We start from the raw sequence: 11,815 nt of genomic DNA, 5'->3' as shown, positions 1-11,815 counted from the left end.
AGTCACAGGCCTTTCGGGCGCGCGGCGGCGGCGGCCCACAGGGCGGTTGAGGCGGGGGAGCTCCCTCCATCCGGAGAGCGGAAGATGCGAGGCGCGTATGGCGGCCCGCGCGTGCTTTTGCGCCGGCTGCGCGAGGTCATGGCTGAGCCGGTCGCGGCCCAGGAACGTCTCGACCGCATCGTCGTCCTGATCGCAGCGAACATGGTCGCCGAGGTCTGCTCGGTCTATGTGCTGCGCACCGATGGCGACCTTGAGCTCTACGCGACCGAAGGCCTGAACCGCGCGGCCGTGCATCGCACGACGATGCACAAGGGCGAGGGCCTGGTCGGCCTCGTCGCCGACGAGGCGGAGCCGGTCAACCTCTCGGACGCGCAGTCGCATCCCGCGTTCTCCTACAAGCCGGAGACGGGCGAGGAGATCTACCACTCGTTCCTGGGCGTGCCGATCCTGCGGGCCGGCAACACGCTCGGCGTGCTGGTCGTCCAGAACAAGTCGCACCGGACCTATTCGGACGAGGAGATCGAGGCGCTCCAGACCACCGCGATGGTGATCGCGGAGATGATCGCGAGCGGCGAGCTCGCGGGCGTCGGCGAAGGCTTCGAACCCGCGACGCGGCGTCCGGCTCATGCGACGGGTCTCGCGCTTTCGGAAGGCATCGGGCTCGGCCATGTGGTGCTGCACGAGCCCCGGGTCGTGGTGAAGAAGCTCATCGCCGAGGATTCGGCGGCCGAGCTCAATCGCCTGGAGACCGCGCTGACAGGGCTGCGGGCTTCGATCGACGTGATGATCGACGAGGGTGATTTCGCCCGCACCGGCGAACATCGCGACGTGCTCGAGGCGTTTCGCATGTTCGCGAATGACCGCGGTTGGGGCCGCCGGCTGCAGGAGGCCGTGCTCACCGGCCTCACGGCCGAGGCCGCCGTCGAGCGCGTCCAGTCCGACACCCGCGCCCGGATGCAGCGCCAGACCGACCCTTATCTGCGCGAACGCCTGCATGATCTCGACGATCTGGCGAACCGTCTGCTGCGCGAGCTGGTCTCCCCCGGCAAGGGCATGATCCCCGAGACGACGCAGCTTCCCGAGAACGCGATCCTGGTCGCACGTTCGATGGGGCCGGCCGCGCTGCTCGACTACGATCGCACGCGGCTGCGCGGGCTGGTCCTTGAAGAGGGGTCGGCCTCCAGCCATGTGGTGATCGTGGCCCGGGCCCTGGGCATCGCCGCCGTCGGGCAGATCGAGAACGCGAGCGCCCTGGTCGAGAGCGGCGACCCGATCATCGTCGACGGCGTGTCGGGCGAGATCCACGTCCGTCCCACGGGCGACGTCGAACGGGCCTATGTGGACAAGGTCCGGTTTCGCGCCCGGCGCCAGGAGCAGTATCGCGCGCTTCGCGAACGGCCCTCCGAGACGCGCGACGGAGCGAAAGTTTCGCTGATGCTGAACGCCGGCCTCCTGGTCGACCTGCCGCATCTCGCCGAGACCGGCGCGGCCGGCATCGGGCTGTTCCGGACCGAGCTTCAGTTCATGGTGGCGGCCTCGATGCCGCGCACGGCGGCGCAGCAGCAGCTCTACCGCGCCGTGCTGGACGCGGCCGACGACAAGCCGGTGACGTTCCGGACGCTCGACGTCGGGGGCGACAAGATCCTCCCCTACATGCGGGCCGAGCCGGAGGAGAATCCCGCCCTCGGCTGGCGGGCGATCCGGCTGGGTCTCGACCGGCCGGCCTTGCTCCGCACGCAGATCCGCGCGCTGCTGCACGCGGCCGGCGGACGCGATCTCAAGATCATGTTCCCGATGGTCGCCTCGGTCACCGAATTCGACGCTGCGCGCGACATCGTCCGGCGTGAGCATGCGCGCCTCATTCGGCACGGCCATCCCGTGCCGTCCTCACTCTCGCTCGGCGTGATGATTGAGGTCCCGTCGCTGCTGTTCCAGCTGGACGAGATCCTTGAGCGGGCCGACTTCCTGTCGGTGGGCTCGAACGATCTGCTGCAGTTCCTGTTCGCGGTCGATCGCGGCAACGCCCGCGTGGCCGGCCGCTTCGATCCGCTGAGCCCGGCCTTCCTGCGCACGCTTGCGCGCGTGGCCAGGAAAGCCAATGAAGCCGGCCGGCCCGTGACGCTCTGTGGAGAGATCGGCTCCCGGCCGCTCGAAGCCATGGCGCTGGTCGGACTTGGTTATCGGGCGTTGTCGATGTCCCCGGCCGCGATCGGCCAGGTCAAGGCGGCGCTGCTCGACGTCGACGCCGGCGAGATTTCGGCGTTCATGCAGCCGCTGCTGGAGCGGCGCGACGGTGCGGCGTCGCTGCGCGCCGAGCTCAGCGAGTTCGCCGCCAGAAAGAACCTTCAGGTCGAAATGTGAGCGCGGGACTTCCAGAAGAGCGGCTCGAGGCCGTGCTCGAGCGTTTCGCCGTCGTCGAGAACGCATTGGGCGAGACGACCGATGGCGAGGCCCTGGCGAAGCTTGGCCGCGAGCGCGCCGAGCTCGAGCCGGTCGTCGAGGCGATCCAGGCGCTGCGGGCGACGGACGCCGAGCTCGCCGATCTCGGAAAACTCATCGAGGACGCCGCGGCGGACCCTGAGATGCGGGCGCTTGCCGAGGCCGAGCAGGCGGAGGCGCGCGCCCGCAGGGACGCGGCGGTCGACGCGCTGCAGATCGAGCTTCTCCCGAAGGACGCCGCCGACGCCCGCGGCGTCATCCTTGAGGTGCGCGCAGGCACCGGCGGCGACGAGGCGGCGCTGTTCGCGGGCGATCTTTTCCGCATGTACCAGCGATACGCGGATTCGCAGGGCTGGCGGGTGGAGGTGCTGACCGCGAGCGAGGGGACCGCAGGCGGCTTCAAGGAGATCGTCGCCAAGATCGACGGGCTTCGCGTGTTCGGGCGGATGAAGTTCGAATCCGGCGTTCATCGGGTCCAGCGCGTGCCGGCGACGGAGAGCTCCGGACGGATCCACACCTCGGCCGCGACCGTCGCGGTGCTGCCGGAGGCGGAGGAGGTGGACGTCGCGCTCGATGAGTCCGAGCTGCGCTTCGACGTGTTCCGGGCCTCGGGGGCTGGCGGCCAGCACGTCAACAAGACCGAATCGGCGGTGCGCGTGACGCATCTGCCGACCGGCCTCGCGGTCGCCGTGCAGGACGAGCGCTCGCAGCACCGCAACCGCGCCCGCGCGCTGGAATTGCTGCGCACCAAGCTCTTCGACATCGAGCGCGAGCGGGTGCATGGCGCCCGAGCGGACGCGCGGCGCGGCCAGATCGGCAGCGGCGACCGGTCCGAGCGCATCCGCACGTACAATTTCCCGCAGGGACGGGTCACCGACCACCGCATTGGGCTGACGCTTCACAAGCTCGACGCCGTCATGGAAGGCGAGGCGCTGGGCGAGATCATCGACGCCCTGGCTGCGGAGCAGAGGGCGAGGCTGCTCGCGACGGAAAACGAGGCCGCGTGACGAGGAGCGAGGCGGTCCGCGAGGCGGCCGCGAAACTGCGCCAGGCCGGAGTCGACGAGGCTGAGCCCGACGCCCGGCTTCTCGCCCGGGCGGCCTTCGGCGTGGACTTCGCCGCGCTTCTCGCGAGCGGACATGAGCCCGTCGGGCCATCCGAGCAGGCGAGGCTCGAGGCGATGCTGGCGCGCCGCGCCGCGGGAGAGCCGACCGACCGGATCCTCGGCGTGCGCGAATTCTGGGGAATGCCGTTCCGGCTCACGCCTGAGACGCTGTCGCCTCGGCCAGACACCGAAACCGTGGTGGCGGCCGCGTTGAAGGCGGTCGCGCAGCTCGCCGGGCCGCTCGAGATCCTGGATCTTGGCGTAGGCAGCGGGTGCCTTCTGCTCGCGCTGCTGAGCGAGCGGCCGGACGCGCGCGGCGTCGGGGTCGACCGCTCACCGGGCGCCGCCGCGGCGGCCCGGGCGAACGCGGCCTCGCTCGGTTTTGGGGACCGGGCGCGGTTCATCGTCGGCGATTGGGCCTCGGCTCTTGAGGGGCGCTTCGGTCTGATCGTCTCCAATCCGCCCTACATTCCACGCCCGGACCTCTCCGGCCTCGCCACCGAGGTCGCCGCGCACGACCCAATGCTGGCGCTGGACGGCGGCGAGGACGGTCTGGCGGCGTACGCGGCGATCCTGCGGACCGCGCCGCGCCTTCTCACCGCAGGCGGCGTTCTGGCGATGGAGCTTGGCGTCGGCCAGAGGGATGACGTTGTTCGCCTCGCGCAGGAAGCCGGCTTCGTCACGCTCGGCGTGGAGGACGATCTCGCCGGCATCCCGCGTGCGCTCGTTCTCGGCCGGCCGTAGAGCCCAAAGGGTTCTCGGCAAAAAAACCTTGGAATACGCCGGCGCGGCGTCTATGCTTGTGATCGGAATCATCTGACGCCCATCGCGCCTTCTGGTGCGACAGTGAGCGACGGATGGATGGTTTCGGCGCTTCGTCGACTTGGCCGTTGGCCTCGACGAGCACTGAAAGATCGACGCACAGCTTCGATCATGCCGGGGTCTTCGGCGAGGCTTAACGCCTTTGCAGTCGGCCGTGCCGCTGACGGCTCGACGTGTTCCTTCGGGACGCGCCGGGTTCTCGGCGCAACCTGCATGTGGCGGACGACGCGGACGGTCGGTCCCGGCCCGATGGGCCATCACAAGCTAAGACGAGTGTTGATCTTGAACCCCATGAGGCAAGGACAGTCGAAGCGGATGCGGGGACGCGGCCGCGGCGGTGGGGGCGGCGGCGGCGGTGGCGGCGGTGGGGGCGGCAAGGGCCCGAACCCGCTGACGCGCAGCTATGAGTCGAACGGACCCGACGTCAAAATCCGCGGCACCGCAGGCACCATCGCGGACAAGTACGTCCAGCTTTCGCGCGACGCGCTTTCCGCCGGCGATCCGGTGGCGGCGGAAAATTATCTCCAGCATGCCGAGCACTACTACCGGCTCCTGGCGGCCGCGCAGGCGCAGTATCAGCCGCATCAGACCTTCGTGCGGGCCGACGCCGACGACTACTCTGAATTCGACGGTGACGAAGAAGGCGCCGAAGGCGAGGGCAACGCTCAGCCGAATGGCCAGGCGAACGGCCAGCAGGCCGCGCCCCAGAACGGCGGCCAGCAGAATGGCGGCAGCTCCCAGCAGCGGTTCCAGCCGAACCGGCCGAACAACGGTCATCAGCAAGGCAACCGGGACGGCGAGCAGCGCCGCTTCGACCGCAATGACCGCAACGATCGGAGAGACCGTCCCGACGCTCGCTTCGAGCGCAACGATCGTCCCGAGGGGAGGGGCGAGCGCGGTCCGGAGCGCAACGATCGGAACGAGCGCGCCCCGCGGCCCGAGCGGCAGGATGACCAGCCGCCCTTCGTTGGCGAACTTCCGGCGTTCATCACCGGGGATGCGCCCGCAGTAGCCGCCGAGGCTCCGGCCGAGCAGCCGACGCGGGAGCCTGTGGTGAGCGAAGTCGCTGCGCCTGCTGCTGCAGCCGGCGAAGCGTTCGCGACCGACGGTGAAGCATCTTCCGACGAAGCGCCCGCGCCGTCGTCGCGCGGCAGGCGTCGCCGGTATGGCCGCTATGGCCGGGGCTCGGGCGCAGGCGACGAGGGAGCCGGAGACGAGAGCGCTCCTTCGGCGTCCGAAGCGCCCTCGGAGTAGTCCGAGTTTTCAGCAAGGCATGAGAAAGCCGGAGCGGCCCAGCTCCGGCTTTTTCGTTTCGGCTCAGACGAGCTCGACAGGGGCGCCCAGCTCGAGCCGTCCGGGCGAAACGACCTCGGCATAGACGCCGCAATCGGCATGGCCGAGGCGCTTCTGCAGCGTTGCGGGGATCGCCAGATCCCGGCGGGCGGTCGCAGGATCCACCTCGACCGCCGCGCACCGCACGGTGCGCTTGATTACCCGCAGCTCGACCTCGCCGATCTTCAGCGTCCGCCCGACCCAGTCGAGTTCCTGCCATGGCTCGAACCCGTCGATGTCCAGGTTGCCGCGAAACCGCAGCGGGTCGACCGCAGCTCCCATCATCTCGCCGACCGCTGCGACGCTCGAACGGTTGATGATCGAGAGCACGCCGAGCGCCGTGTCCGAGAAGGTGTGCCCCTCGGGAGCCGGGAGCACTCTGAGGGGACCGCGCGCTTCCTCTCCCATGAAGCCGGTGAGCCAGTCCTCGAGCTGCGCGCGACCTTTTTCGGATCCGAGATCGAAGCTCACCTCTTCCGACCGCAGTGAGATCGACAACATCCCGGTGGCGTCGTCATAGCGGGTCGAAAGAGCGGCGAGCCGCGCGTTCCTCATCAGGCAGAGAAACCGGGTCTTCGGAATCTTGGCGGGTCTCGCCGGATCGAAGCCGGACGGGCCGTTCTCGATCGCGAACCGCCGGTCTCCGGCGATGGATCGCCCGAGCTCAGTCGAGACCGAGAGGAGTTCCTCCGGCGAAAGCCCTTTCACGGGGAATCGTCTGATGGCCATGACCCGGCCAGTGCTGTCACTCATCTCGACCCTTGATAGCGATCAACGATTTGCGCCGTCCTCGGATTAGCATCCCCTTCCGTGGCGGATTGGCAACACCATATCGGCTGAAGGAGCCCGCCATGGGGGCTCCGGGCGCTGCGCGTGCGGCGTCGGATGTGGGGCGCCGACCGGCGATCGGTCGCCGGCCGCGGAGGCCCGAAGGGCAGCGGCGCTGTCGGCGCGCTCGATAGGAGATGGGGAATGAATCCGGATATCTACACCGAACGTCTGCGGGGGTTCCTCCAGGCGGCCCAGGGGGCGGCTGCGAGCGCCGGCCACCAGCAGTTGCTGCCGGAGCACGTGCTCAAGGTGCTGCTGGATGATCCTGAAGGGATGGCAGCCGGCCTGATCGATCGCTCCGGCGGACGGTCCGCGGATGCGCGCGCCGCGGTGGAGGCTGCGCTGCGCAAGGTTCCCACGGTGGGCGGCTCCGGCGCGGGCAATCTCTACCTCGCGCCCGCGACTGCTCGTGTGTTCACCTCTGCGGAGGAGCTCGCCAAGAAGGCCGGCGACCAGTTCGTCACGGTCGAGCGGCTGCTGACCGCGCTCGCGCTCGAGAAGGATTCCGAGGCCGGCAAGGCGCTCGCCGCCGCCGGGGTCACCGCCCAGTCGCTGAACAAGGCCATCGAGGAGCTTCGCAAGGGCCGGACCGCTGACTCGGCCACCGCCGAAAACGCCTATGACGCCCTGAAGAAATATGCGCGCGACCTCACGGAGTCGGCGCGCGAGGGCAAGCTCGATCCGGTGATCGGCCGCGACGAGGAGATTCGCCGCACCATTCAGGTCCTGTCCCGGCGCACCAAGAACAACCCGGTGCTGATCGGCGAGCCCGGCGTCGGCAAGACGGCGATCGTCGAGGGGCTGGCGCTGCGGATCATCAATGGCGACGTGCCCGAATCGCTGCGCGACAAGCGGCTGCTGGCGCTCGACATGGGCTCGCTGATCGCGGGCGCGAAGTATCGCGGCGAGTTCGAGGAGCGGCTGAAGGCCGTGCTGTCGGAGGTGCAGTCCGCGGCGGGCGGCATCATCCTGTTCATCGACGAGATGCACACGCTGGTCGGAGCGGGCAAGGCGGACGGCGCGATGGACGCGTCGAACCTGCTGAAGCCGGCGCTTGCGCGCGGCGAGCTGCACTGCGTCGGCGCGACCACGCTCGAGGAATACCGCAAGCACGTCGAGAAGGACGCCGCGCTGGCGCGGCGGTTCCAGCCCGTCTTCGTCTCCGAGCCGACCGTCGAGGACACGATCTCGATCCTGCGCGGCATCAAGGAGAAGTACGAGCTGCATCACGGCGTCCGGATCGCCGATTCGGCGCTCGTCGCCGCCGCGACGCTGTCGAACCGCTACATCACGGACCGGTTCCTGCCGGACAAGGCGATCGACCTCGTGGACGAGGCGTCGGCGCGGCTCAGGATGCAGGTCGACTCGAAGCCGGAGGAGCTCGACGAGCTCGACCGTCGAATCATCCAGCTCAAGATCGAGCGCGAGGCGCTGAAGAAGGAGACCGACGACGCCTCCAAGGACCGGCTGCAGAGGCTCGAGATGGAGCTCGCCGACCTCGAGGAGGAGGCGGGGGCTCTCGAGACCCGCTGGCGGAACGAGAAGGACAAGCTCGGCCGCACGCAGAAGCTCAAGGAGAGCCTGGACCAGGCGCGCATCGAGCTCGAGCAGGCGCAGCGCCAGGGCAATCTCGGCCGCGCCGGCGAGCTCGCCTATGGCGTCATCCCGAAGCTCGAGGGCGAGCTGAAGGAGACGGAGGAGGCGGGCGCCGCGAGCTCCATGGTTCAGGAGGTCGTCACCCCCGATTCGATCGCGGCCGTGGTCTCGCGCTGGACGGGCGTGCCGGTGGACAAGATGCTGGAGGGCGAGCGGGCCAAGCTGCTGCGCATGGAGGACGAACTCGCCAAGCGCGTCGTCGGCCAGGCGGAGGCGGTGCAGGCGGTGTCGACCGCGGTTCGTCGCGCGCGCGCCGGTCTGCAGGATCCGAACCGGCCGATCGGCTCGTTCATGTTCCTCGGGCCGACCGGCGTCGGCAAGACCGAGCTCACCAAGGCGCTCGCCGCCTTCCTGTTCGACGACGACAGCGCGATGGTGCGCATCGACATGTCCGAATACATGGAGAAGCACGCCGTCAGCCGCCTGATCGGCGCGCCTCCGGGCTATGTCGGATATGAGGAAGGCGGAGCCCTGACCGAGGCGGTCCGCCGCCGGCCCTATCAGGTCGTGCTGTTCGACGAGGTCGAGAAGGCGCACCCGGACGTGTTCAACGTCCTGCTGCAGGTGCTCGACGACGGCCGGCTCACGGACGGGCAGGGCCGCACCGTCGATTTCCGCAACGTCCTGCTGGTGATGACCTCGAACCTCGGCTCGGAGTACCTCGTCAACCAGCCGGAGGGTGAGGACACCGACGCGGTCCGGGACCAGGTGATGGGGGTCGTGCGGGCGCACTTCCGGCCGGAGTTCCTGAACCGGATCGACGACATCGTGGTGTTCCACAGGCTGAAGCGCGAGCAGATGGGCGCGATCGTCGACATCCAGCTCGGGCGGCTGCGCAAGCTGCTCGAGGATCGGAAGATCACGCTCGAGCTCGACGACTCCGCCCGGGCCTGGCTCGCCGACAAGGGCTACGACCCCGCCTATGGCGCGCGTCCGCTCAAGCGCGTCATCCAGAAATACGTGCAGGATCCGCTGGCGGAGCTGATCCTGTCGGGCGAACTGCGCGATGGCGAGCATGTGCCGGTGACCGCGACCGGCTCGGGCCTCGTGATTGGCCCGCGGGCCGTGCCGGCGGCGGCCTGACCACCTGGATGGACAAGAGCGGCGGGGTTCCCGCCGCCCTTGTCCGTCAGCCGCCGTTACTGCCGGAACCGGCGCGGGCGGCGGTGGGGGACCCGCGACCAACCAGACCGTCGATCCGCTCGCGCTCTTTCTCGAAACTGGCGAGCAGCTCGCCGTCGAGCTCGCGCCCTCGGGGGAGCTTGATGGTCATCGGGTTCACGAAGCGCCCGTTGATCAGCACCTCGTAATGCAGGTGCGCGCCGGTCGAGAGGCCGGTCGATCCGACATAACCCACCACCTGGCCCTGCTTCACCGTCGCCCCGGGCTTGATGCCCCGCGCGATGCCGGACATGTGGTTGTAGGTGCTCTCATACCCATTGGCGTGCTGCAGCCGCACCTGGCGGCCGTAGCCGCTGGTCCACCCGGCCTTCTCGACCGTGCCGTTGCCGGACGCCATGATCGGAGTGCCTGTGGGCGCGGACCAGTCCACGCCGGTGTGCATCTTCGAATAGCCGAGCACGGGATGGCGGCGGAAGCCGAAGCCCGAGCGCATCACGCCGCCGTTCATGGGCTTGCGCATCAGGAACTTCTTCGCCGACTTGCCGCTCTCGTCATAATAGTCGGTGAAGCCGTCATCATCGGTCTCGAACCGATAGAAACGCCGCTCCTCGCCGCCGACGCGCAGCGACATGAGCGCGACTTCGCCGTCGCCGCCGGGCTCATTGGGGTCGCAGTAGAACACCTCGAAGCTGTCGGTGGGGCCGACAGCCCGGTTGAAGTCGACGTCGTATGAGACGATCCGCACCATCTCGTCGATGATCGGCTTCGGCACCTCATTGCGAAGAGCCGCCTCGTAGAGCCCGTTGTAGAGCCGCATCTTCTTGCCGCCGTCCGGGCGGGCGCTCTCCTGCTCGTCGCCGCTCTCCTCCTCGAGCGACGGCTCGTCTCCAAGGTCGGCGAGGTCGGCGATCGGCACGTAATCGCCCATGTCGGACAGCGCCACAGAGCCGACATGCCCGCCGTCCGCGTCGAACAGGCTGACCCGCACCGGCTGCAGCCGGCTGAGGCCCGGCGCGGCGGCCCGGCCCATCAGCACCCTCAGGCGCTGCCCGCTCGAGACGCTCGCGATCCCATAGCCGTCGCGTCCGGCGAATCGCGCCGCGATCTGGGACGCGTCCTGCGGAGCGACGCCGGCGTCGCGCGTCAGCGCCTGGGCGAGCGGCCCGTCCGCCGTGACGGACACCATGTTCTCGCCGCGCGCCGCGGCCGCGGCCTCGTCGCGCGCTGACTTGGCGACCAGCGTCATGTTCGGCAGCGCGGCCCGCGCGTTGACGGAGGCCAGCATCGGCCCGGTCGCTTCGGCCGCGTATGCGAGCCGGCTCTGCGCGCCCGGCGCCATCTGCGCCGGCTGGTAGCGCGAGGCGAGCTCGAACGCGGCGGTCTCGCGAACCGCGGTGCGCACGTCGGCCGGCGGCACCGTCGGTCCCTGGTCGGGCGCGATTCGCTCGTGGCCGAGGTCGCTGACGGTAAAGGAGAGGTCGCCGTCGGGGTCGCCGTCCGGCTGAGTCCGGTCGGGCTCGGCGGCGACCACTTTCATGGGATCGAATGGCGGCACCTGCGAGGCGAACTCGCTCGGGGCGCGCGCGAGCGGCGCGCTGACCCGAACGAACGGACGCATCTTCACCACCTCACGGTCGCCGTGCCGGGTCGTGGTGCTGACGCGCATCGTCTGCCGCGCCGCCGGCGCCTCGGAATCCGCCGAGAGGCGGTCGCCCTTGCGGGCGCCATTGCTGAGACGCTCATCGTCCGGCCGCTCGGGCGTGACGGTCCGCCGAAAGGCGTCGGCGATGTGGGCGCCGTCCTGGAGCGTCGAGACGATCGCGCCGCCGAGCAGACCCGCGCCGGCCATCCCGGTGAGCACGGTCGCCGCGAGCCAGCGCAGGCTGACGGCGCGCGGGTCCGGCGGACCGGCCGTCCCGCCGACGCTGAGCGCGTCGACCGCCAGATCAAGTGCGGGCGCGCGGGAAGGAAGGCTGCGCGCTGAGCGTCCGGCGTGCAATGCGGTGGCGCTCCCCAGGGGGTTGAGCTTCGGGCGTCTGCGAACGGGCTCGCGACCGTATAGCGAGACGCGCGGGCCGCCAACGCCCGCGATCGCGAGCATGGGAGCAGGGAGAGGCCCCGTCATTATGGCGCGAATGCGGCTGGGGGCGCGGCCTTCCGGCCTTGTGTTATCGACCGATCACAAGGCCGGAAGGCTGCGTTCATAAGGGTTTGAGAGGCCGGAGCCGGGCTGAGGGAGCCGGCTCCCCTTGAGCTTCTTGGATCTCGTAAGAAGTTTCATCGGCAGGCGATTTTTTGGAACGAGGTCGTTGACACCCCGAAACCTCGCAGCGTATATAGCCCTCACACCGGGACGACGACGGAGCCAAGCGGTTCCGGCGACGCCCCGATCAGTCTCTCCAGCATGGCTTCGGCCGGTTGTGACGGACTTGAGCGGCTGGATGGGGATGCCCGTTTGGCTGTGCGCATCTGGTTTCGGCTGGGTGCTGGCTGTTTGACAAGTTGATC

The 11,815-nt window shown here is 69.4% G+C and carries 7 protein-coding genes; 5 read left to right on the top strand and 2 right to left on the bottom strand.

Annotated features, from left to right (window positions below):
- Window positions 1–84: 84 nt before the first annotated feature.
- From ptsP to GGR24_RS17285, 4 genes are all read left to right on the top strand, one after another.
- The gene (ptsP, locus tag GGR24_RS17300; protein ID WP_183396658.1) at window positions 85–2,361 is read left to right on the top strand and encodes a phosphoenolpyruvate--protein phosphotransferase; all 2,277 of its coding nucleotides are present in this window, start codon (window positions 85–87) and stop codon (window positions 2,359–2,361) included.
- Window positions 2,358–3,446: a peptide chain release factor 1 gene (prfA, locus tag GGR24_RS17295; RefSeq protein WP_183396657.1), complete on the top strand. Its 1,089-nt coding sequence runs from the start codon at window positions 2,358–2,360 to the stop codon at window positions 3,444–3,446. The genes ptsP and prfA overlap by 4 nt, the downstream gene beginning before the upstream one ends.
- Window positions 3,443–4,288, top strand: coding sequence for a peptide chain release factor N(5)-glutamine methyltransferase (gene prmC, locus GGR24_RS17290; protein ID WP_183396656.1), 846 nt, complete (start codon window positions 3,443–3,445; stop codon window positions 4,286–4,288). The genes prfA and prmC overlap by 4 nt, the downstream gene beginning before the upstream one ends.
- A 102-nt stretch (window positions 4,289–4,390) precedes the next feature.
- Window positions 4,391–5,620 carry a DUF4167 domain-containing protein gene (locus tag GGR24_RS17285; protein ID WP_343066294.1) on the top strand — a complete coding sequence of 410 codons (1,230 nt, stop codon included), beginning with the start codon at window positions 4,391–4,393 and terminating at the stop codon, window positions 5,618–5,620.
- A 63-nt stretch (window positions 5,621–5,683) separates the two neighbouring features.
- On the opposite strand, the gene GGR24_RS17280 is transcribed toward GGR24_RS17285, so the two are convergent.
- Window positions 5,684–6,427: an MOSC domain-containing protein gene (locus tag GGR24_RS17280; protein ID WP_343066293.1), complete on the bottom strand. Its 744-nt coding sequence runs from the start codon at window positions 6,425–6,427 to the stop codon at window positions 5,684–5,686.
- A gap of 243 nt (window positions 6,428–6,670) precedes the next feature.
- On the opposite strand from GGR24_RS17280, the gene clpB reads away from it, so the two are divergent.
- Window positions 6,671–9,268 (top strand): ATP-dependent chaperone ClpB, encoded by a 2,598-nt coding sequence (gene clpB, locus GGR24_RS17275; RefSeq protein ID WP_183396654.1) that lies wholly within the window; start codon window positions 6,671–6,673, stop codon window positions 9,266–9,268.
- 46 nt (window positions 9,269–9,314) lie between these two features.
- On the opposite strand, the gene GGR24_RS17270 is transcribed toward clpB, so the two are convergent.
- A complete protein-coding gene (locus GGR24_RS17270) occupies window positions 9,315–11,306 on the bottom strand; it encodes a peptidoglycan DD-metalloendopeptidase family protein (RefSeq protein WP_246398653.1) in 1,992 nt (663 codons plus the stop codon).
- Window positions 11,307–11,815 lie beyond the last annotated feature (509 nt).

It is taken from the genome of Hansschlegelia beijingensis, from assembly GCF_014196425.1.
GTDB lineage: Bacteria > Pseudomonadota > Alphaproteobacteria > Rhizobiales > Methylopilaceae > Methylopila > Methylopila beijingensis.
The sequence above is the reverse complement of the archived record's forward strand: the minus strand, read 5'-3'. Positions and strand labels throughout refer to the sequence as shown.

Excerpts from the sequence above, each read along its gene's own strand:
- ptsP (WP_183396658.1), top strand. The coding sequence starts at position 85 with ATGCGAGGCGCGTATGGCGGCCCGCGCGTGCTTTTGCGCCGGCTGCGC.
- GGR24_RS17280 (WP_343066293.1), bottom strand. The coding sequence starts at position 6,427 with ATGGCCATCAGACGATTCCCCGTGAAAGGGCTTTCGCCGGAGGAACTC.
- clpB (WP_183396654.1), top strand. The coding sequence starts at position 6,671 with ATGAATCCGGATATCTACACCGAACGTCTGCGGGGGTTCCTCCAGGCG.